Origin of the sequence: Cupriavidus numazuensis (assembly GCF_905397435.1) — a bacterium.
Taxonomy (GTDB): Bacteria; Pseudomonadota; Gammaproteobacteria; order Burkholderiales; family Burkholderiaceae; genus Cupriavidus; species Cupriavidus numazuensis.
Window position 1 is genome coordinate 101,453 of sequence record NZ_CAJPVI010000019.1, and the last position, 26,788, is coordinate 128,240.

Genomic DNA, 26,788 nt, shown 5'->3' on the forward strand with positions numbered 1-26,788 from the left:
TCCGGGAACGGATACCTCGCACCCGTCCCGTCTCCGCACAGAAATAAAAAAGCCCGGCTGGAAAGCCGGGCGAAGCACACTACCAAGGAGACGACGGGCTGCCCCGCCGTAGACAACATCGGCAAATGGCACAGGGCCTGAAGGCCCGGTGCCTACTTGTTCGGTTGCGGCGTGAGCCGCAGGTAAGGCCGCACGGCCTTGTAGCCCTTCGGGAATTTCTCGCGGATCACTGCCTCGTCCTTCAGCGAAGGGACGATCACCACGTCGTCGCCGTCCTGCCAGTTGCCCGGCGTGGCCACGCTGTGGTTGTCAGTCAGCTGCAGCGAATCGATCACGCGCAGGATCTCGTTGAAATTGCGCCCGGTACTGGCCGGATACGTGATGATCAGGCGCACTTTCTTCTTCGGGTCGATGATGAACAGCGAGCGCACCGTCAGGGTCTCGTTCGCGTTCGGGTGAATCATGTCGTACAACCGGGAGACCTTGCGGTCGCCATCGGCCAGGATCGGGAAATTGACCGTGGTCGATTGCGTCTCGTTGATGTCCTGAATCCACCCTTTATGGGACTCGACACCGTCCACCGACAGCGCTATCGCCTTCACGCCACGGCGCACGAACTCATCCCTGAGCCTGGCAGTCAGGCCCAGTTCCGTGGTGCACACTGGCGTGTAGTCCGCCGGATGCGAAAACAGCACGCCCCAACTGTCACCCAGCCAGTCGTGGAAGCGGATGCGGCCCTCGCTGGAATCCTGTTCGAAGTCGGGGGCGAGGTCGCCCAGTCGCAATGCCATGCTCGGTCTCCTGAAAAATGCGTGGAACCAGAGTATCCGGATTGCGATCGAACCCAAACGAATATAAAGTCACTACAAAATCACTCCCAGTCATATAGAGCGGCGCCCCGGGCGTGCGCCGCCGATGGGACGACTTTGCCCCTGTTGGTTTCGTGGTCTTGAAACCACGGGTACTCGCCACATATGCTAAGTAACAGACAAGACGTGCCGTTACTCACCGGGGCAAGGCAAAATGTCAGAAACCACACAAACCGAACCAACCGCCCGCAAACAGGAGAAACTGATGAGCGATGTCAAGACCGTTCTGTCCGACGCTGAAGAACTGCTGAAACAAGCAGCGTCGACCACCGGCGAAAAGGCTGCCGAACTGCGCGAGCGTGGCATGGGCCTGTTGAAGCAGGCCAAGGAAAAGGCCCAGGACCTGCAAGACGCCGTGGTCACCAAGAGCAAGGCCGCCGCGCGCGCAACCGATGACTATGTGCACGACCATCCGTGGCGCGCCGTCGGCGTGGCTGCCGGTGTGGGTCTGCTGGTCGGTCTGCTGCTGAACCGCAAGTAAGGCTGGCCTGCGCGCGGCGCCCTGGCGCCGCGGCAACACAGGCATGGTCCGTCATCGTGTACGGGCCGGCCATTGGCCCGGGCCCGGACACGATGCGTGTGCCCCCGGGCTTCGCCCGCTGAAAGGCGTGGCCGGCAAATGCCGGCGCGCCGCTTCCTCGCCGGAGCCGCATGAGCGAATCCTCTTCCTCACCCAAGTTAATGGAATCCGTGCGCAACCTGGCCGGTTCGCTGGTTGCGATGGCGCAGACGCGCCTGGAACTCGCCAGCGTCGAATTCGCCGAGGAGCGCACACGGCTCATGAAAGTGGGCCTGCTGGCCTGCTTCGGGCTGGTCTTCTTCGGCATTGCGCTGGTGACGTTCACCGCGCTGATCGCGATCCTGTTCTGGGACACCTACCGCTGGCAAGCCCTGGTCGGACTCGTGATTGCCTACCTCGTGCTGTCCGCCGGCTGCCTGGCATTTGCCCGACACCTGGTACGCAACGCGCCGCCCATGTTCGAGGCAACACTGGCGGAAATCGACAAAGACCGGGAGACCCTGCGCCGATGAACACTCCGGAATCCGGACCGGGCGCCGGCACACCGCCCCGTCGCGAGCATCCCCGCCCCGTGCGGTACGCGCGCGAAGTGCGATTGCCGCTCGACGTCCGCAAGGAACTGCTGCTGACGCGTGCGGAACTGGAGCGCCACGATCTGCTGAAAGCGCTGCATGATGTCAAAGGCGGCGCCCGGCGCCTGGGCAGCTTCGCCAACCTGCTGCCGCGCGCCGTGCGGCCGGCTTCGTTGATGAAGGTGCTCGGCCTGGCGCAGGACTATCCGCTGCTCAGCACGGCTGTCACGCTCGCCCTGCCGCTGCTGCGGCGCACGCCGGTGCTGCGCTGGACGTGGAAGGCATCCAAGATCGGGGCCGCCGCCGGCGCCGCCTACTGGGCCTACAACGCCTGGCGCCAGGCCAACAGCCAGGCTGTGCCGCCCGCCGTCGATGGCGACGCCAAGCCGCCGCTCGACACGGGTTTCCGCGATCCGCTCGTCCGTTAGTCCGTCATCAGGACCTCGAGCCCGCGCCCGTCGCTGAGCGTTGCCGTTGCCGTTGCCATTGGCTGTCTGGGCGTCGGCACGAATGGCACGGGCGGCGCAATGTGGTGGCCCTGCACCAGATCCACGCCGAGTTCGCGCAGCCGCGCGAGTTCGGCCTCGTTCTCCACATACTCGGCGATCGTCTTCTTGCCCATCGCATGGCCGATGCGCTGGATGACTTCCACCATCACCTGGTTGACCGGATCGTCGAGCATCTCGCGCACGAAGCTGCCGTCGATCTTCAGGTAGGCCGCCGGCAGGTGCTTGAGATAGATGAACGACGCCATGCCGGCGCCGAAATCGTCCAGCGCGAACACACACCCCAGTGCCTGCATCTGCTCGATGAATGCTGCGGCCTGCGCCAGGTTGGAGATCGCCGCCGTTTCTGTGATCTCGAAGCAGATGCCGCTCAACGCGATGCCAGTTCGCTGCGCCTGCTCACGGACAAACGCCGGGAAGCGGACATCGGCCAGCGAAGACGCTGACAGGTTGATGGCGCACAGCGCTATGTCTTCCGCCGACTCCGCGCGCCGCTGCGCCAGCGCGGCGAACGCCGTTTCGACGACCCAGCGGTCGATCATCGGCATCAGGTTATAGCGTTCGCAAGCGGGCACGAACGCCATCGGCGGCACCAGCTGGTTGCGCTCGTCGACCATGCGCAGGAGCAGTTCGACGTGCTTTCCGCCTTGCCGCTGACCGTGCAGCGGAACGATTTCCTGCTCGTAAAGGCAGAACCGTCCGGCCGCGAGCGCTGCATGCACGCGGCTGACCCACTCCATCTCGCCATGGCGCGCCTGTACCACGCTGTCCTGCGGATGGTAGACCTGCACCCGGTTACGGCCATTTTCCTTGGCCACATAGCAGGCGGCATCGGCCGCGCTCATTGCTTCGGCCACGCCGCCGGTGTCGCCGTCCAGCGAAACCAGGCCGATGCTGACCCCGACCGCAAATGTGCGCTGTCGGTGCGTGAAGCGGAATCCGGCCACCGCTCGCCGCAGCGACTCGGCCAGCCGCTCGGCGTCCGGTGCCGGACAATGTTCGAGCAGAATGCCGAATTCGTCGCCACCGAGCCGCGCGAGCGTATCGCCCTTGCGCAACCGGGCGCGCATGACCGCCGCCATCTGGCGAATCAGTTCGTCGCCGGCGGCGTGGCCGCAGGTATCGTTCACGACCTTGAACTGGTCGAGGTCCAGGTACATCAGCGCGTGCGTGCCGCTGGTCACCCGGACCCGCGCGATCGCTGCCGCCAGGCGGCGCTCGAACTCGGTCCGGTTGACCAGGCCAGTCAGCGCGTCGTGGCTGGCCTCGTGCGCCAGTCGGGCCGCGTGTTCGCGCTCGTGGCTGATGTCGTGCAGCACGACGACGACGCCGATCGCCTGCGCCGAGCGGTCACGGATCAGCGCGACCGATGGCTTCACGGCCACCGTGCGCCCGCCGCGGCCGGTCAGCAATGCCGTCATGCCGGGCCAGCGCTGCTGCAGCGCCAGCGCGACCAGGTTGCGCAGCGGCGCCTCGCTGCCCTCGTCGCAAAGCGCGCAAACCTGCTGGAGCAGGCGTCCGCGCGCCTCGTCCTCGCGCCAGCCGGTCAAGGCCTCGGCGGCCGGGTTAAGCGATTCGATGCGGCCCCAGACGTCGGTGGTGACCACGGCATCGCCGATTGCCTGCAGCGTGACCTGGGCCCGCTCCTTCTCGGCGAACAGCTGGGACTCGTAGCGCTTGTGCTCGGAGATATCCGTGAGCGAACCGGCCATGCGCATCACCCGTCCATCCTCGCCGCGCACGAGCTGGCCGCGTGCGCGGACCCACAGATAGCCATCGCCACTCGTACGCAGCCGGAAGTTGGCATCGTACGGCTCGCCACGCCGCAGATGGCGCCCGAGCTTGTCGTCGAAGCCATTCAGGTCAGCGGGATGGAGCAGGCCAAGCAACGTTTCGCGCGCGTGCGGCAAGGCGTCCGGCTCGAACCCGAGCATCTGCGCGCAGCGCGGCGAAAAATACAGCCTGCCGCTGCGCACGTCCCAGTCCCACAGCCCGTCGTTGCTGCCGCCCACGGCCAGTTGCAGGCGCTCCTCGCTTGCGGCCAGCGCTTCACGCAGCCGGCGCTCGCGCCGCAGCCGTCCCTGGCAGAGCAGGATGGCGGACAGCAGCAGCGCCAACGCGACCACGACTGCACCAACGGTAAGCCATCGCGTCACGCGCCGCGACGCCTTGCCCAACTGCTGCGAAAACGCTGCTTCCAGCGGCGTCACCCGTGCATCGATGGCGACAATGCCCTGCAACACCGGCTCGACACAAGCTACGCCACAGCCGGGCTCGGCAACCAGTTGACGCAGCACCAGCGCCTGCTCATGCAGGGCCGCGATCTCGCGGTCGCCCTCGGCCCAGATGCGGATCGCCGCATCCACTTCCTCGACATGGCGAAAGTTGCGGTAGAGACGGAAGATGCCCGCGATATCGTCAGCATGGATGGCGCCCGCGAGAAATCCGGCACGCGCGCGTTCATAGTCGGGCTTGTCGCGATCCAGCTCGATGCGCGCGCGGTGGTCGCCCATCGGCGCGGCAATATCCGACAGGTAAGCCTGGAAATCGGCTTCGTCACGGTCCTCGCCATAACGCAGCAGATGCATGACCGCGTTCTTCTGGCCCCTGGACCACTGGCTCTCACCCGCAACGAGGGCGCGCGCGGCAGACAGTACGTCGACACTGGCGATGGTAAACAGCGCCAACGCGATAACCACGGGAACGAACGGCCAGATAACGCGCAGTGCATGCACATCGCCCGGCAAAGACTTGCCTGCTTGCCGCATAGGACTTCCGACGGTTGGGGCACCGGCAGCGTAGCGGGACACAACCCGTGCTGCCAGGATTGCGGTTCATTGTCCGTGGCGGGATGGGGGATGTCTCTAACTCGAAGAGGTTAATACGGACTTGCCCACACTCTGGTGGGGAGTGGCCTCGTGTTTGCAGCCAATACGGGGCCAACGGGAGGGAGGGATCGGCGCGCAACAATGCAAAAGGGCCTGTGACTTGCGCCACAGGCCCTTCGAAATGCTGGTGGGTCGTGCGTGACTCGAACACGCGACCAACGGATTAAAAGTCCGCTGCTCTACCGACTGAGCTAACGACCCGAAAAAACAGAACCGCGATTATAGTGACACACTTCCCGATGTGTCAAGCATTGACGCTGACTCAGGCGAACGCCATGCGCTCAAGGCGCCATATCTGGTAGCGGAATGCCAGCACGGCGCCCGCGAGAATGCCGCCGAAAGCAATGAACGAGCCGATGGCCAGCGTCGACACGCCAGACAGCCCCTGCCCCACCGTGCAGCCGAGCGCCGTCACACCACCTGCGCCCATCAGGATGCCGCCGATCATGTGGTTGGCGACGTCCTCCGCATTGCCGAATCCTTCCCAGCGGAATGTGCGAGTAGCCAGCGCATACACCGCCGCACCGGCAATCACGCCGAAGACGCTGACGATGCCGATGGTCAGCACCTTGCTCTTGTCGCTGAACATCATCAGCCAGTCGAGCGTATAGGCGTACGGCGCCACGAAGCTCAGGCTTTCCATGCGGCCGCTGTTGGTAGCGACGAACAGCTCTTCCAGCGTGTTCGGATCTTCGGCCACGTAGCCGATATGCCCCGACACGTACCACATCGCAACGATGATCAGGCCGACGCCGACGCCACCGAGCACGTTGTCGAACGTGCGGAAACCGCGTGCCACGAGCGCCCAGACCACCAGCGCCCCACCAAGAACCAGGCCCAGCCCGAGCTGCAGCGCGCCGCGCGCGACACCGGTGCCTTGCGACAGCAGCGACGGCAGATCCTGCGTGACCGGCAACGTGACCGACACCGCGTCAACGGTATTGACGCGCACCACGCCGAACAACCCGCGCAGCGTCATATAGGCCGACAGCCCGAGGAATACGAACACCACGAGGGACTTGAGGTTGCCCGCGCCGATCCGCACCAGCGTCTTGCTGCCGCAGCCCGACGCCAGCACCATGCCGAAGCCGAACATCAGCCCGCCCGCGAGCGCAGACAACCAGCTGAGCTTGCTCGCCGCGTAAATGGTCTTGGTCGGATCGATGAGCCCCGCCCACGCCAGCACGCCAGTGCCGATCATCGCCACGCCGATGGCCAGGCCCCACATGCGCATGCGGCTCCAGTCGCCCATGTTGACGATGTCCGAAACGGCGCCCATGGTGCAGAAGTGCGTGCGCTGCAGGATGGCGCCGAACAGGAAGGTCAGGGCGAAGGTGCTCAGCAGCACGGTGCGCGAAAGCGCGGCGATATCGATCTCGGGCATGTCAGGGGCGATGAAGGAAAAGCTGGCGACTGGCTCAGGCGTTCTGGTAACGGGTCGGGTCGGCAACGCCGGCCGCTTCGAAGCCGGCGCGGCGGATGCGGCAGGAATCGCAGACACCGCATGCGCGGCCATCGTCGTCGGCCTTGTAGCACGACACGGTCATGCCGTAGTCCACGCCGAGTCGTACGCCCGCGCGGATGATCTCGGCCTTCGTCATGTCGATGATCGGCGCATGCACGTGGAAGCGGTCGCCCTCCACGCCCGCCTTGGTGGCGAGGTTGGCCAGCGCCTCGTAGGCCGCGACGTATTCAGGCCGGCAATCGGGGTAGCCCGAGTAATCCACGGCGTTGGCGCCGAAGAACAGGTCGCGTCCGCCCACGGCTTCGGCCCAGCCAAGCGCCAGCGACAGCATGATGGTGTTGCGCGCCGGCACGTAGGTGATCGGAATACCCGACGATGCGCCGTCGGTCGGCACGTCGAGCTTGTCGTCGGTCAGCGCGGAGCCACCGAAGCGGCGCAGGTCGAGGTCGATGATTTCATGGCGGACGGCGCCGAGCGCGCTGGCCACTTGTTTGGCCGCCTCCAGCTCGGAAGAATGGCGCTGGCCATAGCGCATCGACAGTGCATAGGTCTCGAACCCCTGGGCCTTGGCCATGGCGAGAACGGTGGCGGAATCAAGCCCGCCCGAAAGCAGGACAATGGCGCGTTTGGTCATGATGGCAGTCGTGCCGCGCAGGCGGCACACGGAAATTGCAGGCGAATCGCGTATTTTAGCGCGAGACGGAAAAAAGCCCGCTGAACGCGGGCTTTGCAGTCAATCTGGTGCCGTTCCGGCTTACTTACTTCAGCGTCTTGAGCCGGTTGCTTGCGGCCTGCGCACCTTCGGTACCCGGATACTTGGCCACCACCTGCTCCAGCGTCTTGCGCGCCGCAGCCTTCTGGCCGGACTCGAGCTGGTTGTTGGCGATGGCGATCATGGCATCGGGCGCCTTCGGGTGCGTCGGGTTCGCCTGCAGCATGTTCTGCAGCACCGTGGTCGAGCCCTTGTAGTCGCGCTGCGCGTAGAGCGCGTTGCCCAGCCAATACTGCGCGAGAGGCAGGTACGGGCTCTGCGGATACTTTTTGACGAACGCGGCAAACGAATTGCCCGAACTCTTGAAGTCGCCGGCCTGGAACTGCTTGAGCGCGGCGTCGTACTCAGGCTTTTCATTGGGCTGGACCGTGCCCTCGCGGCCGTCCACGGTGACCTGCTGCGGCTCGAATTTCTTCAGGCGCGCATCGAGGTCGGCGTAGTAGTCCTTCTGCTGCTTTTGCAGCGTTTCCACCGTGTTCTGCAGCACCTCGTTCTGGCCACGCAGCCTGGCGACCTCCTGGCGAAGGCCTTCCAGCTGGTTCTGGATGTCGATCGTGGTGCGGCTGTTCTGCTCGATGCGCTGCGTGGCGGTCGCCTGGAAACCGTTGAACTGGTCCCGCAGGGTGATGACCGCTTTGCGCGCCTCGTCATCGTCGAAGACGCCGGCGTGTGCCGTGGCAACGGGCAGCATGGCCGCGCCGGAAACGGCGGCTAGCCACAACAGGGTGGAAACGCGTGCTTTCATGGATGGCCTGTACGCGGATCAGATCAGTAGTTGATGTCGGCGCGGCGGTTCTCGGCCCAGGCGGCTTCGTCGTGGCCAGTTGCCTTCGGCTTTTCCTTGCCGAGGCTCACGGCTTCCATCTGGCTGTCGGGCACGCCCATGGTCGCCAGCGAACGGCGCACAGCCTCGGCACGCTTCTGGCCGAGTGCCAGGTTGTATTCGCTGGTGCCGCGTTCGTCGGTGTTGCCCTGGATCAGGATCTTGCGGCCCTTGTTGGCACCCAGGTACTTGGCGTGATCGCCCAGCATGCCCTGGTAGTCCTGCTTGACGCTGTAGCTGTCAAAGTCGAAGTACACGCTGCGCTTGGCCAGCGGGCTGTTCGGGTCGTTCAGCGGATCGCGCGAAACGTCAACGGGCTGGACGGTGCGGGCATCCGCACCCGTACCCTTGTTCGCGCCGGCATTGGCGGTGTCGTCCAGCTTCACGCCGGAGCTGCAGGCACCCAGGGCCAGCAGGGCGGCGACGGCAAGGGTTTTGGTCATCAGTTGGGGCATGGCGAGAGACTCCTGTTATTGCGTTATTGCATGAAAGGACCCCAGGACGGCTCGCGGACATCGCCGGACTGGAGAGACAGAACCTGCCGGGTACGCCCGTCGGTGGACACCGCCGCCAGCACTGCGCGGCCGCCCACGCGGGTGGCGTAGAGGATGTACTTGCCGTTCGCGGCAAAGCTCGGCGCTTCGTCATTGGACGTATCGGTCAGCGAGGTGACGTCGCCGTTGGTCAGGTCCTGCAGCTGCAGCTTGAAGCCGCCCGAGCGCGTGATGTACGCCAGGTACTTGCCGTCCGGCGAAATCCGCGGGCTCACGTTGTAGTTGCCCTTGAAGGTCACGCGCTGCGCGCTGCCCGCTTCCTCGCCGCCTGCCGGCATGCGATAGACCTGCGGCGCACCGCCACGGTCGCTGGTGAAATAGATGCTCTTGCCGTCAGGCGAATACTGCGGCTCGGTGTCGATCGCGCTGCTGCGGGTCAGGCGGCGCACGCCCGAACCGTCTGCATTGACCTGGTACACCTGGGTATTGCCATCGCGCGAGAGCGCCACGGCCAGGTGCTGGCCATCGGGCGACCACGACGGCGCGCTGTTGTTGCCCTTCTGGTTCGACACCAGCGTACGCTTGCCGGTGGCCAGGTCGTGCACGTACACCACCGGCTTCTTGGCTTCGAACGAGACATAGGCCACGCGGCGGCCGTCCGGCGACCACGACGGCGAGATAATCGGCTCGTTGCTGGTCAGCGCGACCTGCGAATTCTGGCCATCCGAATCGGAGATCAGCAGCTGGTAGCGGCCACCGACGCGCGACACATAGGACAGGCGCGTGGCAAACACCCCGCGCTCGCCGAGCAGCTTCTCGTAGATGTAATCCGCGATCTTGTGGGCCGTAACGCGAAGCTGGCCCTGGTTGACGTTGAACGCCAGCCCGCCCAGGCTCTGACCCTTGACGGTGTCGTAAAGGCGGAAGCGCACCTCGTACTGGCCGTTGCCCGAAGGCGTCACGCTGCCGGCGACGAAGGCATCGGCACCGCGGCTTTTCCAGCTTCCGAGATCAACATTGGCCGACTCGGCCACCGTGGCACCGCCCGGATCGACGTTGCGGAGACGGCCGCTGCGCGCGAGGTCGCTGCGGATGATTGCGGTCAGGTTCTGCGGGGCCTGGGCCTCGCCCTGGAAGTTTGCCGTGGCGACCGGGATCTGGCTGGCGCCAACACCGGAGATCTCCACGTTCAGTTGCGCCTGTGCGGCGCTGGCCGACAAGGCCAGCGCGGCGGCCAGCCAGGCCATCAGTGCATGGCGGCCAATCAATCGGGTCGCGGCCTGGTTTGCGTGGTGCCGCTTTGCGGACAGCCAGTTGGGGGCCCAAAGCTTTCGCATGCTGCTCCTCAGTCGATTTCAAGATTCATCGGGCACGGCAGGCAGACAGCGGAACAGGCGGGATGCGCTCGGCGCATGCCCGTTCCGCGTGCAGATCGCACGCTGCCGGCCGCGTCAGGCAACCTGTCATGGTAGCGGTGGGACTGGAACCGGTTAATGAAGGTTGCATTATGTTGCAATTCATGGCGCCCGGGTCACTTAATCCTTGGGTCGGAAAGTGATGGTGAAGCTCGCAGGCGCCTTGCCGTTCTCGTCGCGCGGCAGCGGATCCGAACGCTCGACGGCGCGCAGCACAGCGTTATCCCAGGCTGAATTGCCGCTGGACTTGGACAGACGCGCCGACATCAGCGAGCCGTCCGGCGCCAGTTGCACCGAGACCACAGCGCTCGGATTACCCGCCACGTCTTCCGTGAACACGATGTTCGGCTTCACGCGGCGGCGCACGCGGTCCGGGTAACCCGGCGAGGCCTTGCCACCGCCGCCGGCACCGGCGCCCGCGGTACTGCCCACACCGCCGCCGCCCTGCCCGCCCGCACCCGCACCACCGGCCAGCGCCTGCAGGCGTGCCAGCTCACCCTTGCGCTGCGCATTGGCCGCAGCCTCGCGCTTGGCCTTGGCTTCGGCATCCGCCTTGGCCTTCGCCTGGGCTTCGGACTTGGCCTTGGCTTCGGCGTCAGCCTTTGCCTTGGCCTGAGCCTGCGCTTCGGCCTTGGCCTTCGCGTCGGCCTCTGCCTTGGCTCTGGCCTTGGCATCCGCTTCCTTGCGCTCGCGCTCGGCCTGCTCGCGGCGCTGCTGATCCTGTTGCGCGGCCTTCTTCTTCGCGTCTTCCTTGCGCTGCGCTTCCTTGCGCTCTGCGTCCTTGCGCTCTGCGTCCTTGCGTTCCGCTTCCTCGCGCTGGGCTTCCTTACGCTGGGCTTCCTTGCGTTCGGCCTCTTTGCGTTCGGCCTCTTTGCGTTCGGCCTCTTTGCGTTCGGCCTCTTTGCGTGCGGTTTCCTTGCGCGCAGCCTCTTCCTTGGCGGCCTGCTCGGCGGCGCGGCGTTTCTGGCGTTCGAGCGCGATATCGGCGTCTTCCTCGACCTTGCTCTTCACCTCGGGCGCCGGCGGCGCGGGCCGCGGCTGGACCACCGGCTCAGGCGCAGGCGCAGGCGGAGGCGGCGGCGCGGTCGTGGCCGGGATTTCGTCCCACAACTCCGCTTCCGAGCCGACCGGCGTGCTGCTCTGCCAATGCACGCCGTAGTACAGCACGATGCCGAGCAGCAGGTGCATGAGGAGCGCGAGCAGGAAGGAACGCAGGGTCCCCCGCTCCTTCACCGGCTGGTAAGGATAGGCAACAGCGGTCGTCATGGGGCGCGGCATTCGGACAGGCATCTCACGCAGGCGGCGCGTTCTACTTGGACTTCACCATCAGGCCGACGCGCTTGATGCCGTCAGCCTTCAGCACGGACATGACGTCCAGCACGGACTCGTACTTGACCGAGCGGTCGGCGGCGATCACCACGGGTTGATCCGGGTTCTCGTTCTGCCTCTGGTGCACGAAATCGAGCAGGCCGTTCTTGTCGAGCTTGCGCTCGAACGAATTGCCGGCGTTGTCCTTGCCGCGCGCGGTCAGCGCACCGTCTTCATGCACGGTCACGATGATCGGCGGTGCCTTCTGTTGCGGCGTGGCGTTGGCCACGGTCGGGAGGTCGACGACGGCGGGGCTGACGATCGGTGCCGCCACCATGAAGATGACCAGCAGCACGAGCATCACGTCGATATAGGGTACGACGTTGATCTCGGCACTGGCCCGGCGGCGCGATCCGCCGCGGCGCTGAATGGCTGCCATTGCTGGTCTCCTGGGCGTTCAGTCGGTCAGCGGGTCTGCCGCTGCAGGATGTTCAGGAATTCTTCCATGAAGCTCTCGAACCGGATGGCCAGCCGATCGATCTCGGTGGCGTAGCGGTTGTAGGCGATCACGGCCGGAATGGCGGCGAACAGGCCGATCGCGGTCGCCACGAGGGCTTCGGCGATGCCGGGCGCCACCGATGCGAGCGTTGCCTGCTGCACATTCGACAGTCCGCGGAATGCATTCATGATCCCCCACACGGTCCCGAACAGGCCGATATAGGGGCTGACCGAGCCGACCGAGGCCAGGAACGGCAGGTGCGACTCGAGTACGTCCATTTCACGCTGGTAGGCCGCGCGCATGGCGCGGCGGGCGGCGTCGAGCAGTGCGCTAGCTTCGTTGCCGCGCTCGCGTGCCTTCAGGAATTCACCCATGCCGGACTCGAAGATCCGCTCGAGCGCGCCGGTGTTGTGCCGGTTGTTCACCGCACTGTTATAGAGCGCCTGCAGGTCGCCGCCGGCCCAGAAGTCGCGTTCGAACCCTTCCGTCTGCGTGCGCGCCGAGCGCAGCGCCAGGTGCTTGCGGAAGATATAGGTCCAGGAGAACAGCGACATGACGAGCAGCAGCGCCATGACGGCCTGTGCGAGCAGGCTGGCGTGCATCACCAGCGAAATGATCGACAGGTCTTGCGTGACGGTCACGGGATTCATCGGGCGGTCTTGATGGTGGCCAGGACAGGGGCGGGAATGGGAGACGGGCGGAAAGTGCTTCGGTCGACACAGCCAACGCGGATCTGGCCGCTGGCGAGCAAAATCTCGCCGCGCCAGGCCTCTTGCGCGAACTGCACCGAGGCCGGTCCGACCCGTTCGATACGCGTGCGAATCTCAAGCTGGTCGTCGAGCCGGGCGGGCGCATTGTAGTCCACTGCCGTGCTGCGGACGATAAAGACCACGCCGGCCTCATCGGCCAGCGCCTGCTGTTCGACACCAAGCGAGCGCAGCCACTCCGTACGGGCGCGCTCGAAGAATTTGAGATAGTTGGCGTAGAACACTACGCCGCCCGCGTCGGTGTCTTCCCAGTACACCCGCAAGGTCCAGACAAAGTTTGTCATGGCCGGGATTGTAACGGAGAGCACGACAGCTTCGGTGTTAACCCGCAGGACGAGTTTGCAACAGCAAGTTGCGGGCCGCGCCAGGGCTGGGGTTGCGGGCCGTTTGCCGCTGCTTGCGGCAAATCCCCGCCTCACGCTACACTGCGGCCAACCATTCCACCTTGCGCGACTGGCGATGTCAGTGGGTACTACCACGAGGAAGCGCAAGTTCTCTGGCGTGAAGTTCAGACGCCTGCCGCTCGCCTGGGCAGCGAATGGGAAGCAGGGTGCGCCCTGCGCCGACGGTCCAATGGCCCGCCGGCGCCGGCCGCCAATCGCTTTCCCCGCGCGCCCTACCCCGATGCAGTAATCGGATTCCCTTTTTTCAGACGAGTTTCGCCATGTTCGAACGCAGCCGCTATACGATCGACCAGATCGACCCCGAGGTCTTTGCCGCTATCCAGAAGGAAAACCAGCGCCAGGAAGACCACATCGAGCTGATCGCTTCCGAAAACTACACCTCGCCGGCCGTGATGGCCGCGCAAGGCTCGCAACTGACCAATAAGTACGCCGAGGGCTATCCCGGCAAGCGCTACTACGGTGGCTGCGAGTACGTCGACATGGTCGAGCAGCTGGCCATCGACCGCGTCAAGCAGCTGTTCGGCGCCGAAGCCGCCAACGTGCAGCCGAACTCGGGTTCGCAGGCCAACCAGGGCGTGTATTTCGCCGTGCTGAAGCCGGGCGACACCATCATGGGCATGAGCCTGGCCGAAGGCGGTCACCTGACCCACGGCATGGCGCTGAACATGAGCGGCAAGTGGTTCAACGTGGTCAGCTACGGCCTGAACGCGCAGGAAGACATCGACTACGACGCGCTGGAAAAGCTGGCACAAGAGAAGAAGCCGAAGCTGATCATCGCCGGCGCCTCGGCCTTCGCACTGCGCATCGACTTCGAGCGCATCGGCAAGGTGGCCAAGTCGATCGGCGCCTATTTCATGGTCGACATGGCCCACTACGCTGGCCTGATCGCCGCGGGCGTCTACCCGAACCCGGTGCCGCACGCCGACTTCGTCACCACGACCACGCACAAGAGCCTGCGCGGCCCGCGCGGCGGCGTGATCCTGATGAAGGCCGAGCATGAGAAGGCCATCAACTCGTCGATCTTCCCGGGCATCCAGGGCGGTCCGCTGATGCACGTGATTGCCGGCAAGGCCGTCGCGTTCAAGGAAGCGCTGACGCCGGAGTTCAAGGCTTACCAGGAACAGGTGGTCAAGAACGCCGCCGTGCTGGCGGAAACGCTGATCGCACGCGGTCTGCGTATCGTCTCGGGCCGCACCGAAAGCCACGTGATGCTCGTCGACCTGCGCGCCAAGAACATCACCGGCAAGGAAGCCGAGCGCATCCTGGGCGAAGCGCACCTGACCGTGAACAAGAACGCGATCCCGAACGATCCGGAAAAGCCGTTCGTGACCTCGGGCATCCGCGTCGGCTCGCCGGCCATGACCACGCGTGGCTTCAAGGAAGAGGAAGCCCGTATCGTCGGCAACCTGATCGCCGATGTGCTGGACAACCCGCACGACGCTGGCAATATCGCCAGCGTGCGCGAGCAGGTCTCCGCACTGACCAAGCGCTTCCCGGTCTACGGCTGATGCCGTGCATGGCCGCCCGCGAGGGCGGCCGGCAGCCCCGCGGGCGCGCCACCGCGCCGCTTGCGGGCCTCGCCAACCTACCCTGCTGCCATAGAAGGACAAGATACCAAGGCGGCCGGGCTCAATTCTTAAGGTGGTCAGGCATGAAATGCCCCTTTTGCGGACATTCCAATACCCAGGTGCTCGACACCCGCATGTCGGAAGACGGCGATGCCGTACGCCGGCGCCGGCGCTGCGAAGCCTGCGACCGCCGCTTCACCACTTACGAACGGATCGAACTGTTCTTCCCGGCTATCGTCAAGAAGAACGGCTCGCGCGTGGACTACAGCCGCGCCAAGCTGAAGGACTCGATGCGCCTGGCGCTACGCAAGCGCCCCGTGTCGGCTGAAGCCATCGACGAGGCCATCACCCGCATCGAAGAAAAGCTGCTCGCGCTCGGCGAGAAGGAAATCCCGAGCAGCCAGGTCGGTGAACTGGTCATGCTCGAACTGCGCAAGCTCGACAAGATCGCCTATATCCGGTTCGCTTCGGTGTATCGGAGTTTCGAGGATGTCGCCGAGTTTTCCGATGTGCTGGCCGAGGTGACGTCGGGGAACAGCAAGCGCTAGCGGCTAGCCGCTTCCGCTCAGCGCTCCCAGCAATTCTGCAGGTACGCCGCCGGGTTCGCGCCAACGGTATTCAGACGCGTGCCGGCTTGATCCAGCGTATAGGTGCCGCAGGCATCCGTGGCATCTACGGGAACGGCCTGGAGCAGATAACTGTTCGCGGTCAGCGAATTGGCAACGATCGAGACGTTGTAGCGCACGCGCGTACTGTCGCGCGGCGACGTCCGTAACCCGGCCGGCAATGCAAAGGCATTTCCGCCTACGTCCTGGTTGTAGCGCCCGTTGACCGAGCGGAACCGCTCCAGCACCTGCGCGGCTTCCGTCATCATGCCGCGCGCGTCGGCGCGGTAGCCGCGCCGCACATACTCCGTGTAGTTGGGAATGGCGATCGCGGCCAGGATGCCGAGGATGGCCACGACAGCCATCAGTTCCAGCAGCGTCATGCCTTGAGCCAGGCGCCGGGCGCGGCATAAGCCCGCGCTAGCCCGGCGCGCCAGAGTGCGTGCGTTCATTGGGAAATCTGCCTCCACGAAAGGCGGTTGCGTGCGACGTTGCCTTGTTCGACGACGCTGATGACCTCGCCGGTCGTCGCGCTGGCCACTTTCAGGTGACCACCGCCACCTCCGCCACCGCCGCCACCTCCTCCGCCTCCACCGCCGCCCCCTCCCCCACCGCCGCCTCCGCCGCCCCCGAGGAAGATGGTCGAGCCAAAGTTGCCTTGCTGGGACACACCCGAGACAACCAGGATCTTGTTGCTGGAGTTCGTCACCTTGTCCGAGGCATCGATCTTGCCGTCGCTGTTGACGTCAAGTACCGAATAGCTCAACGCGGAACCGTTCAGTGCAGAGAAATCCAGCAGGTTGGAACTGATCCCGCCCACGCACTCGTCGGTGGATGGCGTCAGCGTGGTGATCACCAGGCGCTCCGCATCCACCTTTGGCTTCACGACGACGCGCTCGCCCTGGGTGAGCAAGTCGATGACCCAACCCTTCTGCTTGGTGTAGTCAACCGTAGTGCCAGTGAGCGTGTACACCGTGCGCGACACGCCGTCTACGGTCATGGTCCCCGAGGTCAGCGTCTGAGACTGTAGATTCGCCCGCGTGGCCGAGGTTGCCGAATCGTCCCAGACGCCATACACCGAGTTGTATCCGGTGGCGCCCGAGTCCGCGGTGTCGTAGAAGCGGCCAGTGCCGAAGGTCAGCAGGAACCCCTTTTTCGGATCCTTCGGATTGATCAGGGCCGTGGGCGCGGCGGTGATCGGTTGCGCCAGCGGCGTCTTGTTCACGCCGTCCACCGCCGTGAACAGCGGCACACCCTGCGTGGTGCCCATGCGGGCGGCCCATGCCGTGGGATTGGTGTCGGAGAGATCGAATTTCCACAACCTGCCCTTCAGGTCGCCCGCGTAGGCCGCCTGGATGGTGAGGTTGGTGTCGTACACCACTTCCGGACTGCCAAGGCCGTTGCCATTGCCCGATGTCGCCGTTTCCTTCGGATCCGCGTAGATCTTGCGGATGCCGCCGGTACCGAAGGGATTGGCAAGGTCGACGACATAGAGCACCGCCTTGCCCGACCCGCTCTCGTAGCCATTGCCGAAGATCGCCACCCACTTGCCGCTGTTCAGGCGTCCGATCACCGGCGTGCCGATGGTGTATCCAAGGTCGGTCTCGGTGTCGCCCGAAATCTCCCACATGACCTTGCTGGCGTCGAAGTTCGCCGGATCGGTAATGTCGAGCGCAAACATCGCCTTGCCGCCTGAACCCATGCCGCCGATAAGCACGGTCTTCCAGCTGGCCGAGGTCTCGCTGGCACGCTGGAAGTAGGCATCTCCTGACGCAGGCGTCGCATCGACGAAGAAGCGATGGATATAGTCCGGCGAGGCCAGTGATTTCACGGCATTTCCGCCGACGATCGCCTGGTTGGGCATGAAGGCGAACTTCTCGACGCCGGTCAGCGCATCGAATCCGTGCAGCATGCCGTCGTTCGCGCCCACGTAGATCATGGCGCGCCGATTGGTGCGATTGTTTGACAGGAACGAGAAGTAGCTGCGCCCTTCCGTGGACTTCAGGAAGTCATAACCCGAATCGGCTGCCTTCACGTAGATCGGCGACGAGTTGACGATATCGCCAAGAATGTTCGACACCAGTGTGCCGGTGCCGTTGTCGGTCACGCGGTCGCGATACTTGCCGCCGTTGCGCTTTTCCAGCGTAGTATCGCCGCGCAGGTAGGCCACCATTGCCTTGTCGCCGCCGAGCGCAGTCTTCTGTGTCGTGGACAGCGAGGTGTCCGTATCGCTGGCCCAGGTGAACGGCTTGCCCGCCGGCGCGGTGCCCGCGGACCACGTGTAAATGCTGCGGGCCGTGGCCGCAGGCATTTGCTGGTACGCGTTCCAGTTCAGCGTGGAGAAGGCCTGATCGTCGGGGTTGTAGGCTTGCGACAGCAGTTCGCCGGTCCACGCGCCGGAGCGGAATCGCGTCAGGAACAGCGCCGTGTCGGTGTTCAGCGTGGTCGAATTGGTCGCGGCCGATGACGACGAGCCGCTGCGCGATGCGATCTGCGACAGCGCATTGTTCAATGCCGCCGTCAGCCCGGACGCGTCGCCCGCGCTGTAGTTGTCGCCGCGCGCATTCACGGCGGCGTGCCACAGGTCATCGATCTTGGTCTGGTCGCTGGTCGAAGCCTTGGGCCAGGAAATCGTACCCGCCTTCAGCTTGTCGAGGATCGCGGAAAGCACGTCGGCCCGCGGCGTATTGGGATTGCTGGGCTGGTTGGCCGGGGCCGACTCCAGCGTTCCCTTCACGCCTACGCCCAGCGTGAACGTGACAAGGTGCTGCCAGAAGGCTTCGTCGCGCGCGTTGGTCGGCACACGGTTCTCGGTGCTGCGCAGATCGTTGACCCAGTACTTCATGGCAACGTCCGCGAGCGTATTGCTGTAGCCATCCTTGTAGGGGTTCTTTGGCGAGTACTGATAAGCGGTGCCTGATACTGGCGCGATGCTCGAACCCTTGGTGCTGTCTACGTCGCCGACTGACGTGGAGTCGGAGTAATAGCCGTCCGTGGAGAGAATGTGATAGCTGGCACGGCACGCGCTTTCCGGCCTTCCCGCCGACTCGATCCACGGCTGCGAATTGTTCTGGAAGTACTTGCCGACCGTATCCATGGCACCGAGCAGCGGCGTACCGTTGGCGGTGATGTCGAGCGAATAGAAGTCCTGGTAGAAAGCAGCCTTGCTCGTATCGTCGAACGGCGCCACGGGCCGCTTGATCCCCGTGTAGGAGCTGGTTCCCGACTTGGTACTGTCGTTAATGGTGGTATAGCCGACGCGGATCGACTGGTTCTGGGACGCGAACGCCTGCCCGACGGCCGCGCGCATCGCCAGGATCCGCGAGCGGTAATACTGGAACCAGTTGGCGAAGTTCTGGATTTCCTCGGCGTAGGTGCAGGCAGTCGTCGACGCGCAATCGGTACGCTTGCCACTCTGCGCATACGTGGAGCCCGAGCGGATCTCGATGCGGCTGAAACACTTCAGGTTCGAGGTGCTGTTATTGCAGCCCGACAGCGTCGAGTCGTAGCGGTAGTAGAGCGCGGGATAAAACTTCACCGACTTGCTGGAGTAGCTCTTGCCATCGTCGCTGAGCCAGTACGCCGTGACGGTATTGTCCTGCGTCAGGTTCATGGAACCGTTGCTGGTCATCATCGGGTTGTAGTAGGCCTTCGTCGGATCTGCATTCTTGAGATTGCCGGAAGGGTCGTACCACGGCCGATAGGTCACGTCGGGGTTGTAGTAGGAGACGTTCAGCGCCGCCGTCCTGTATCGCGCCGCCGCCAGCGATGTGCTGCTGAAATTGACGACCGACGCCTTGTTGCCCGAATAGACGGAACCATTCGCCGAATAGACCTGCCCGCCGGATGGCAGCGGGAATGCGTAGATCAGCCAGCCGCCGCTGTCCGGCGTCAGGTCCCAGTTGGTCTCCGTACCGTTCGGCGACAGGCTCTCGGGCGTGATCTCGAACATCATCGAGCCCGAGTCATCCAGCGTGAACATCACGTTCGGGGCGATCGATGTCGCGAAGATCAGCGGCTGCTGCGACACCGCGGCAAAGCTTGTCGCCACGGGCGTCAGAGTCATCAGCCCTGCCAGGGTCGCCGCCAGAGCCTTGCGGAACGCCTTGGTATATCCGGTATAGCCTGTCATTGCCGTACCTCCGACTGGAGCGTGACCTGGGTCTGGCCATTGATGCCGGTGCCCAGCGCGGTGATCCGATAGTGAATGTTGATCGGCATGCCCGTCTGCGGATTGCGCACGCGGGACGGGGTGCGGATTTCCTCGATGAAGCACCTTGGCGTGGCGGCCGCCTCGCTCAGCGTCACGCCGCTGGTCGCCGGGACGACGATGACATTGGTGTTCGGTTCGCTGTTCACGCTGGTATCCCAGTTGGTCGGCACTTCCCAGAACTGCTTGCCGCTGGCATCCAGATAGCCGAGCTTGAGGTTGCCCGCACTGTCGAGGACAGGCGCGCTGGCATTCACCACGCTGCTCATGTCCTTGCGGTACATCCGGTTGAACAGTGCTGCCGGTTGTCCCGTGACCACAATGCCCTCGCAAAAGCGCAGGCCGAGTTCGGCCGCCTGGAATGCCACCTGGTGATCGCGGTTGTTGCCGGCCAGGCGTTCATCGAACAGGCTGCCGCGCATGCTCCACGCAGCCAGCAGCGAGATGACCACGACGAGCACGAGCGCCACGACCAGCACCACGCCCCTCGCATGGCGCCTGCCGCCCGACGCCGGGAGCCGAAGGTTTGCCCGATGCTTGCTCATCTATCCCACCCGATTGCGCAGCGCAAAGCTGCTGTAGAAACGGCGGCGCACCCGGCCGTCGGCAACGTTCTGCACCGCGTCGTTGCAGTCGCGGTAGGTCGTCGCAACGTCCGCATTCACCGCCGTGGCGTCGAACACCAGCAGGCATACGCGCACGCTGACCACGCGGTTCCAGTCTGCCGCGACCATGCCGCTTGCCGGCGTGTACTGTGTCACGTTGGCCGAGTCCGCGTCCTGCGCAAGCCCATAGGTCAGCTGCAGGTCTTGCACGTTCTCGAGAAGGGGTTCGGGCGTCGACAGTGCAGTCGTGTTCTGGTCCGATCCCCTGCACATCAGCGTATTGCCCGCAACGTAGAAGGCGTTTTCCGCCATCGCACGTGCAACGGGTATCGCGCGGCCGTTGCAATCGGTCGTGCTGGACAAGGAGCCGTCAATGCGCAGGTAGCGGACCGTGACAGCGTCCGGGTTGCTGTTCGCGACCGCGATGCAAGCGCCCGTCGCCACGTTGGAGAACCCGCCGTCGCACCCCTGTACCGGCGCACTGTCGAACGTCACGGGCCGCGCACCAAGCAGCGACAGGTCGACGCGGCCCAGGCCGGCCAGGCGCAACTGCTCGCCGATCACCGACAAGGCCCAGCGCGCGCCGTCGTCGGCGCTGCGCAGTCCTTCCTGGGTCCGGCTGCTGCGCTGGCTCGACAGATAGAAGGCGCTGATCGAGCTGAGCAGCAGCAGGCCTATGACCAGCGCGATCATGATCTCCACGAGCGAGCGCCCGCGGCTGGAACGACGCCGCTTCAGGGCCGCAGGGTAATGGTGGCGCATGTGACCCCCCTGGCATCGAATGCGGGCAGCGTGATGAAATAGTCCGTCGCGGCTTTCGAGCAGCCGACCGACACATCGGAGGTCGAAGGGTCCTTCCAGTACAGTTCGAGCCGATAGCTCACGAACCCGGCCGGAATCGTTCCCGCCGCCGCGCTGACGTCCGGCGACGTCCAGGATGCCACGCCAGCGCCAGGCAGCTGCGTGGTCATCGACGTCCACCATTGCGAGACATCCCAGGCCGCATATTCATTGCCGTCGCAGACGACCTTGCTGCAGTCCTTGGCCGGTGCCGCGGGCGGCTGCACACTCAGCGCGCTCAGGTAAGCGTTGAAATCGCTCCCCTCGCCCAGCCCCGAAGTGTTGGCGCGGATGCGTTCGGAAAGATCCGTGGCCGCATCGACGATGCTGTATCGAACGCTGGCTCCCGCGCGGTACCGCAGCGATGCGGCCTGCAGCGACAGCATGCCGAGCAGGGCGATGGCAACCAGCACCAGCGTGATCAGCACTTCGATCAGGCTGGCACCGGACTGGCGCGGGAGGGGACGCGAGTTCAGCATGCTGCGGTCCTCTGGTCGACACGGCCCGCGCGGGACACGCAGACGTTCAGGTTGCGGCGATCGGAGCTGGAAGCGGCAACCTGGAAAGCCAGCGCACTGTCCGCGAACAGATAGCCGCGCGACGTGATCTGAATAGAGCGCAGCGGCGCGGCCAGCGTCACGGCAAGGCCGGTATTGACCGCCTCATGCACGCGGATGATTTCCTCGGCAGGCGCGCGTACCTGATCGTTGTTCGTGTCCTGGAAGAGAATCCACCGCCCTGACCAGTCCGCCTGCGAATCCTGCGCACAGGTCGTGGAATTGGCCGCCGTGGCACGGCAAACCGTGACCGGGGCATTGCGGCGGATGGCTTCGCTGCGCGCGAGCGACAGCAGCCCGGCAAGTTCGGCCGCCGCGCCGTCGGTGCGCGCGCGATCGAGAAACCCCTGGAACGAGGGCACGGCGAACGACATCGTGATGGCGATCAGCGATACCACCACCATCAGTTCGATCAGCGTGAAGCCGCGAAGCGGCCGGACAATACGCGGGCGCGAGGCACGCATGCCACCGATGCCGGCCTTCTGCTCGCGGCCGACCGGCGGCAAACGCCCTCCGCGCCCGGTCAGCCGGGCGCGAGAAAGGCAGTCCATGTCAGCGCAACCGGACGCCGACCGGCAATGCCTTCTGGCAATGCATAGAGATGACCCAATTCATGTGACCCCCGGTAGAAACCGTTGCGGTAGCAGGCGCTCTCTGCCGGAGCGGCGCTGCAACCCACCCGAATACGTTCTTTTGATTCTGTTATTGGCCGATCGAAGCCGGCAGACGTACGTCAGGAAAATGTCTACCAGAATGCGGCTCTGATGATACCCCGCCATAGTGGGGGAACTCGCTACGCGATGTCAATAGCACTTGGCAAGAGGACATTCCTCAAATGTCGAAGCCGTACAACGGCCGCGGCATGCAACCAAATTTGCCAGTCTCGCTACGTTTATCCACGGACCGTCGGCCTGCCGGGCGGTACGTTGACGGTCTCCTCACGCTATCGCTAATCGCCATGCAGGTTTGCTCTTCACCGCTGCGTCAGCGCACCGGCCGCGGCCATGTTCTGGCCGAATCGCTCTGCGCGCTGGCCGTTGTCAGCATTGGCCTGGTTCCGCTGGCCAGCCTTGGGACCACGGGCCTGGCGTGGTTGCGTGGCCATGAACAGCTCGCGCAGGCGGTCCGGTCTGCCGGGGAAGCCGCGGAAATCTCGGGCATGCCCGTAGCCCCCATGAACCGATCCCATGCGGTCTCGGCCGAAGGCCCGCGTACCGGCAGGCTAGCCATGGCAGGACTGGCGGTCGGCGAGCCGGAGGCGTCGGCATCATTGCGCGGCGTTGCACTATGGCTGCAACCATGAGATCACGCATGCCCGCTGGCTATCGGGGCAGTCCGCGGATGGATGGCTTCACGCTGACCGAGACGATGGTCGGCCTGGCACTGGGGCTGCTGGTCACTGCGGTGGCAGGCACCGCGTTTCTGCTATGTCGCGCGGCATATCTTGCCGCCGCCGAGCGAACCTTGCTGGAGGAGCGCGGGCAGCGCGCACTCAATATTCTGTCCACCCTGATCCGGCACAGCGGCTGGGTTCCCGATGCAACTGGCAAGGCCCCGGCCCAGCCCGCGATCAGCGGCGCGGACGATTGCGGCCAGCCATCGATCGCAACAGTACCGGGATGCGGGAAATCCGGCGTGGCGGGCAGCGACGCGCTGCTGGTCCGCTTCAGCGGCAGCGGGCAGGCCAGCGACGCCAGCCTGTCCGACCAGACGATGATCGACTGCAGCGGCTATGCCGTTGCCGCCCAGGGCACCGACTCATCCGTCGACACGGACTACGTTACCGCGAATCTCTTCTACGTCGCCATCGCCAGCGACGGCGAGCCTCAGTTGCTTTGCCGCTATCCAGCACGGCGAAACGGACGCATCGACGGCAGCGGATGGACATCCGGGGCGATCGTGCGAGGCGTGGAATCGATGCAGATACGCTACGGTGTCGACACCCGCGGCAACCGGCTTCCCGACACCTTCCTGCGCGCCGACGAGGTCACGGCCATGGGCGAAGACGCGTGGCATCGTGTCGTCGCGGTTCAGGTAGCGCTGGCGCTCAGGCTGGAACGGCGTGGCGCAGCCCCGAGCGGCATGCAGGTCACCGGCGCTGGCGCCATGACGGACCTCTACGACAGGTTGCCCGGACATGGCCGATACACGTCGCGGATCTTCGCAACGACGATCCGCCTGCGGAACGCCCCTCGGTGTCAGGAGACCTTGTGCTAGCCGCGCACAAGCCCTGCCCTCGCCCACATGGAGGTGCGACGCTGATGTTTGCCGCGACGCTTCTGCTGCTCGCGGTGCTCACCGCAACTGCCACGCTGCAATTCCTGCTCTCCAGCCGCCAGCTTGCCGGCTTGCAACTTGACCGGGAAATCGCATTCCGGGCCGCCGAAGTGGCGCTGCTCGATGGCGAGGCCGATCTGATGGCAGCCATGGCGGGCAACGGTCCGCCAGACCGCCTGGATCCCGTTCCGGCAAGCGGGGCGTGCGGCCGAGGCATGCAGGCCGGAATCTGCGTGCCTGCCACCGGCAGCCTGCCCGTCTGGCAGGCATGGCTGTCAGGCTCGGCGTCCACCGATGACATTGGCGTGCCGTTTGGCACGTTCACCGGAAAGACGATGCCCGCCCTGCCCCAAGGTATCGCCGGCACGTCGATCCCGCCGCGCTACGTTGCCGAGTTGGTTGGCGATGGCGCTGCGCCCATGGAATACAGCCGGCAGACTGCGATGCCGCGCCTTCGCGTCACCGCCATTGGTTTCGGCCGCAACCGCGACACCACTGCTGTGGTCCAGAGCGTGATTCAGCCATGAGCCGGCGGCACGTCATCGCCTGGGTCCTGTCCTGGCTGCTTTCGTCAGCTTCGGCGGCCGCGTGGGCCGGAATCGTCGACCAACCCGCCGGCAATCTCCCGCTGGCATACCTCGCGCAGGCTGGCGCCTACCCATGGACAGGCCACCTGCGTGCGCTCGCCTGGAATCCCCTGCTGGCGAGAACGTCGGAGCCGACACCTCACACGACCCTGTGGGAAGCCGGCGCACGGCTCGACACTAACGCGACTACGTCCCGGCATCTCTACACGTCGATCGCACCCGCTGGCTTGGAGTCGGAACGCCTTGTTCCGCTGCAGTGGTCCGCACTCGATGCGGCTAGTCAGCAGGCAATGGCCGAGGGCGCAAGTACCACAGCATCCGGCGCGGACAAACTGGCGTGGTTGCGCGGTGAACGCGGCAACGCCGCATTGCGCCCGCGCGAAACCCGGCTGGCCAATGCCCGCGGTGCGCGCGTGCTGGTCGTGCCACCGCCAGTCTGGCAACCGGGGAAAGCCGGCCATGCCGCGTTCCGCGAACGCCATCGCACTCGTCCGCACACGGTCTGGCTGGGCACCACGGACGCATGGCTTCACGGGTTCAGGGCCACCACAGGCGACGAGCTTGTCGCCTACATGCCGCGAGCCTTGCTGCCGCTGGCAGGTGTAATGACTGATCCGAGGGGCGCGCTGGCGCCGGTACCGTGTCCGCGGCCGGAAGCCGCCGATGTCGTCATGCATCGTGAATGGCGCACCGTGTTGCTCTGTGGGATCCCTGCCGCGGACGAGGGGGGCAGCGCGGCCGGTGCATTCGTGCTGGACATCAGCAATCCGACGGATGTCGCGCCAATCCGCCTGATCTGGGAACTGACTGCAACGCCTGCGCTGCCGCTGTCCGCCCGCGGCCCGGTTCGCGCTGCCGCGTTTGCCTACGACGAAGGGCCTCGTTGGTTCGCGATCACCACGGTGGATGCTGGCGCTTCCCGTGCAGGCCTGGCACTGATACCGCTTGAGAAAGCGGCCGGCCCCGCGCTGACCTGGCCGCTGCCCGAACGCGATTGCTCTGGTTCGCCCACGACCTCGACGCTTACAGGTGTCAGCATTCTGAGCGACATGACGGGCATAGCGCAGGCCATCTATGCCGCCGACGACAGCGGCCAACTCTGGCATTTTCCGGTGCCGCGGGCGCCCCGACGCCTTGCACTGGAAACCCCGACATGCCGGCACAAGCTCCCGGCGGCCGGCAAATCGAAACGCGCGGAACCCCCGTTGCTCCTCGGCGCCTCCGCTTCGCCACTCATCGTGTTCAGCCAAGGAGGTGAAGTCGCGGCCATTCCCTCTCGACCTGGCGGCGTCCCGGCTCGCATCATCGCCGAGCCCGCTGGCGGAGGGTTTCTGCTGCGCGCCATGCCAGGGCAAGGCGGCACCGGATGGCACCTGAGGCTGCCGAATGCCGGGGAACAGCTGGATACGCTTGGGGAAGTGTTTCCGGGCTATCTCCAGTTCACGACACGCGCCGCAGATGGATTTCAGCGGGCCTACCTTGTACTGGCGGCGACGGGCGAATCCGCGGGACGGCCCCGGGATGGCGCGCCGCTCCAGACGTTCGTGACCGGGCAAGCGGCCGGCTCTGCGGCGTCCTTTGTGGCGACCAGTGTCCCGGGACCGCCCCCGCAAGCGCCTTCGGGAACAAGCGGCGCGCAGGCCCACACGGTCACGCTGTGGTCCGTGGACGGAACGTCTGTCCGGCTCCAGTCAACAGTCATGGCCACCCGCCGTACCGGACGTATCAGCTGGCGGGAAATCGTGGCGCCCATTCAGCAGGACATCCCGTGAAGCGCGCCATTGCATCAGTACGCTTTGCCTTGCTGCAGCGGGCATTTACCCTGATCGAAGTGTTGATCACGATTGCCATGCTGGCCATCCTTGCCACATTGGCCGTACCGTCATGGGAGCACTACCTTGCGCGCGGCTGGCGCGCGCAGGCCCGCTCCGAGCTGGTCGCCACGATGCTGGAACTCGAGCAGCATGCCACGGGTGCCATGACGTTCGCACGCGAGCCGGGCGGCGATATCGCCGCGGGCAGCTGGCCTCGACCGGTGCCGCAAGGAGACAGTCCTCGCCACATCATCACGGCGGCCGCATGCCCTCAGGCCGGACTCGACGCCTGCGTCGAAGTCCGGGCAACACCGGTCAAGGCAGACCATCGCTGCGGCGTGCTTATCCTGCGCAGTACCGGCCAATGGCTGACCCATCCGCCGGGCATGACGCAGGCGGCTTATCCAGGACCCGACTGCTGAT

At 65.2% G+C, this 26,788-nt stretch carries 27 protein-coding genes, 1 tRNA gene and 1 riboswitch; of the genes, 10 read left to right on the forward strand and 18 right to left on the reverse strand.

Features of this window, described 5'->3' with window-relative positions; all coding sequences use genetic code 11:
• Positions 1-152: 152 nt before the first annotated feature.
• Positions 153-791 (reverse strand): peroxiredoxin, encoded by a 639-nt coding sequence (locus tag KHO41_RS16865; RefSeq protein WP_211954417.1) that lies wholly within the window; start codon positions 789-791, stop codon positions 153-155.
• Between the two features lie 232 nt (positions 792-1,023).
• On the opposite strand from KHO41_RS16865, the gene KHO41_RS16870 reads away from it, so the two are divergent.
• From KHO41_RS16870 to KHO41_RS16880, 3 genes are all read left to right on the forward strand, one after another.
• Positions 1,024-1,350 carry a DUF883 family protein gene (locus KHO41_RS16870; protein ID WP_342344464.1) on the forward strand — a complete coding sequence of 109 codons (327 nt, stop codon included), beginning with the start codon at positions 1,024-1,026 and terminating at the stop codon, positions 1,348-1,350.
• Between the two features lie 170 nt (positions 1,351-1,520).
• Entirely contained in the window at positions 1,521-1,901 is a 381-nt protein-coding gene (locus KHO41_RS16875; RefSeq protein ID WP_211954418.1) for a phage holin family protein, read from the forward strand.
• On the forward strand, positions 1,898-2,389 hold the full coding sequence (locus tag KHO41_RS16880; RefSeq protein ID WP_211954419.1) for a DUF3318 domain-containing protein: 492 nt from the start codon (positions 1,898-1,900) through the stop codon (positions 2,387-2,389). Before KHO41_RS16875 ends, KHO41_RS16880 begins: the two co-directional genes overlap by 4 nt.
• Here the strand turns inward: KHO41_RS16880 and KHO41_RS16885 are convergent.
• The 11 genes from KHO41_RS16885 to ybgC all read right to left on the reverse strand — a co-directional run bounded on the left by KHO41_RS16885 (position 2,386) and on the right by ybgC (position 13,182).
• A complete protein-coding gene (locus tag KHO41_RS16885; RefSeq protein ID WP_244873869.1) occupies positions 2,386-5,235 on the reverse strand; it encodes an EAL domain-containing protein in 2,850 nt (949 codons plus the stop codon). The two genes, KHO41_RS16880 and KHO41_RS16885, sit on opposite strands and share 4 nt — an antisense overlap.
• Positions 5,236-5,480: 245 nt before the next feature.
• A tRNA-Lys gene (locus KHO41_RS16890) sits at positions 5,481-5,556 on the reverse strand.
• A 61-nt stretch (positions 5,557-5,617) separates the two neighbouring features.
• Positions 5,618-6,739 (reverse strand): YeeE/YedE family protein, encoded by a 1,122-nt coding sequence (locus KHO41_RS16895; RefSeq protein WP_211954420.1) that lies wholly within the window; start codon positions 6,737-6,739, stop codon positions 5,618-5,620.
• A 34-nt stretch (positions 6,740-6,773) separates the two neighbouring features.
• Entirely contained in the window at positions 6,774-7,454 is a 681-nt protein-coding gene (gene queC / locus KHO41_RS16900) for a 7-cyano-7-deazaguanine synthase QueC (protein ID WP_211954421.1), read from the reverse strand.
• A gap of 124 nt (positions 7,455-7,578) precedes the next feature.
• Positions 7,579-8,337 carry a tol-pal system protein YbgF gene (ybgF, locus tag KHO41_RS16905; RefSeq protein ID WP_211954422.1) on the reverse strand — a complete coding sequence of 253 codons (759 nt, stop codon included), beginning with the start codon at positions 8,335-8,337 and terminating at the stop codon, positions 7,579-7,581.
• Positions 8,338-8,360: 23 nt separating this feature from the next.
• On the reverse strand, positions 8,361-8,870 hold the full coding sequence (gene pal / locus KHO41_RS16910; protein WP_211954423.1) for a peptidoglycan-associated lipoprotein Pal: 510 nt from the start codon (positions 8,868-8,870) through the stop codon (positions 8,361-8,363).
• 23 nt (positions 8,871-8,893) lie between these two features.
• Complete coding sequence (gene tolB / locus KHO41_RS16915; RefSeq protein WP_211954424.1) at positions 8,894-10,246, reverse strand: Tol-Pal system beta propeller repeat protein TolB; 1,353 nt, start codon at positions 10,244-10,246, stop codon at positions 8,894-8,896.
• Between the two features lie 198 nt (positions 10,247-10,444).
• Positions 10,445-11,590, reverse strand: coding sequence for a cell envelope integrity protein TolA (tolA, locus tag KHO41_RS16920; RefSeq protein WP_376989068.1), 1,146 nt, complete (start codon positions 11,588-11,590; stop codon positions 10,445-10,447).
• Positions 11,591-11,633: 43 nt separating this feature from the next.
• A complete protein-coding gene (tolR, locus tag KHO41_RS16925; protein WP_211954426.1) occupies positions 11,634-12,071 on the reverse strand; it encodes a protein TolR in 438 nt (145 codons plus the stop codon).
• A 26-nt stretch (positions 12,072-12,097) separates the two neighbouring features.
• Entirely contained in the window at positions 12,098-12,781 is a 684-nt protein-coding gene (gene tolQ / locus KHO41_RS16930; RefSeq protein WP_211954427.1) for a protein TolQ, read from the reverse strand.
• Entirely contained in the window at positions 12,778-13,182 is a 405-nt protein-coding gene (ybgC, locus tag KHO41_RS16935) for a tol-pal system-associated acyl-CoA thioesterase (protein WP_211954428.1), read from the reverse strand. The genes tolQ and ybgC overlap by 4 nt, the downstream gene beginning before the upstream one ends.
• A 155-nt stretch (positions 13,183-13,337) precedes the next feature.
• Positions 13,338-13,438: riboswitch (ZMP/ZTP riboswitch) on the forward strand.
• 124 nt (positions 13,439-13,562) lie between these two features.
• On the opposite strand from ybgC, the gene glyA reads away from it, so the two are divergent.
• Both glyA and nrdR read left to right on the forward strand, forming a co-directional pair.
• Positions 13,563-14,810 (forward strand): serine hydroxymethyltransferase, encoded by a 1,248-nt coding sequence (gene glyA / locus KHO41_RS16940; RefSeq protein ID WP_211954429.1) that lies wholly within the window; start codon positions 13,563-13,565, stop codon positions 14,808-14,810.
• A 143-nt stretch (positions 14,811-14,953) separates the two neighbouring features.
• Positions 14,954-15,418: a transcriptional regulator NrdR gene (gene nrdR / locus KHO41_RS16945; protein WP_211954430.1), complete on the forward strand. Its 465-nt coding sequence runs from the start codon at positions 14,954-14,956 to the stop codon at positions 15,416-15,418.
• A 17-nt stretch (positions 15,419-15,435) separates the two neighbouring features.
• Here the strand turns inward: nrdR and KHO41_RS41690 are convergent, their stop codons facing one another.
• From KHO41_RS41690 to KHO41_RS16975, 6 genes are read right to left on the reverse strand one after another with little or no spacing between them, the layout of a single operon-like run.
• The gene (locus KHO41_RS41690) at positions 15,436-15,927 is read right to left on the reverse strand and encodes a type IV pilin protein (RefSeq protein WP_211954431.1); all 492 of its coding nucleotides are present in this window, start codon (positions 15,925-15,927) and stop codon (positions 15,436-15,438) included.
• On the reverse strand, positions 15,924-19,607 hold the full coding sequence (locus KHO41_RS16955; RefSeq protein WP_211954432.1) for a pilus assembly protein: 3,684 nt from the start codon (positions 19,605-19,607) through the stop codon (positions 15,924-15,926). Before KHO41_RS16955 ends, KHO41_RS41690 begins: the two co-directional genes overlap by 4 nt.
• On the reverse strand, positions 19,604-20,230 hold the full coding sequence (locus KHO41_RS16960) for a pilus assembly PilX family protein (RefSeq protein WP_211954433.1): 627 nt from the start codon (positions 20,228-20,230) through the stop codon (positions 19,604-19,606). The genes KHO41_RS16955 and KHO41_RS16960 overlap by 4 nt, the downstream gene beginning before the upstream one ends.
• The gene (locus tag KHO41_RS16965; protein ID WP_211954434.1) at positions 20,231-21,052 is read right to left on the reverse strand and encodes a PilW family protein; all 822 of its coding nucleotides are present in this window, start codon (positions 21,050-21,052) and stop codon (positions 20,231-20,233) included.
• The gene (gene pilV / locus KHO41_RS16970; protein ID WP_211954435.1) at positions 21,025-21,609 is read right to left on the reverse strand and encodes a type IV pilus modification protein PilV; all 585 of its coding nucleotides are present in this window, start codon (positions 21,607-21,609) and stop codon (positions 21,025-21,027) included. The genes KHO41_RS16965 and pilV overlap by 28 nt, the downstream gene beginning before the upstream one ends.
• The gene (locus tag KHO41_RS16975) at positions 21,603-22,238 is read right to left on the reverse strand and encodes a GspH/FimT family pseudopilin (protein WP_211954436.1); all 636 of its coding nucleotides are present in this window, start codon (positions 22,236-22,238) and stop codon (positions 21,603-21,605) included. The genes pilV and KHO41_RS16975 overlap by 7 nt, the downstream gene beginning before the upstream one ends.
• Before the next feature lie 407 nt (positions 22,239-22,645).
• On the opposite strand from KHO41_RS16975, the gene KHO41_RS16980 reads away from it, so the two are divergent.
• Genes KHO41_RS16980 through KHO41_RS17000 form a run of 5 tightly spaced genes read left to right on the forward strand, consistent with a single transcriptional unit; the run spans position 22,646 to position 26,787 of the window.
• Complete coding sequence (locus tag KHO41_RS16980) at positions 22,646-22,990, forward strand: hypothetical protein (RefSeq protein WP_211954437.1); 345 nt, start codon at positions 22,646-22,648, stop codon at positions 22,988-22,990.
• Positions 22,991-23,028: 38 nt separating this feature from the next.
• On the forward strand, positions 23,029-23,904 hold the full coding sequence (locus KHO41_RS16985) for a PilW family protein (RefSeq protein WP_244873870.1): 876 nt from the start codon (positions 23,029-23,031) through the stop codon (positions 23,902-23,904).
• A 44-nt stretch (positions 23,905-23,948) separates the two neighbouring features.
• Positions 23,949-24,491 (forward strand): pilus assembly PilX family protein, encoded by a 543-nt coding sequence (locus KHO41_RS16990; protein WP_211954439.1) that lies wholly within the window; start codon positions 23,949-23,951, stop codon positions 24,489-24,491.
• A complete protein-coding gene (locus tag KHO41_RS16995) occupies positions 24,488-26,323 on the forward strand; it encodes a pilus assembly protein (protein ID WP_211954440.1) in 1,836 nt (611 codons plus the stop codon). Before KHO41_RS16990 ends, KHO41_RS16995 begins: the two co-directional genes overlap by 4 nt.
• Entirely contained in the window at positions 26,320-26,787 is a 468-nt protein-coding gene (locus KHO41_RS17000; protein WP_211954441.1) for a type IV pilin protein, read from the forward strand. The genes KHO41_RS16995 and KHO41_RS17000 overlap by 4 nt, the downstream gene beginning before the upstream one ends.
• The last annotated feature ends 1 nt before the right edge of the window (position 26,788 follow it).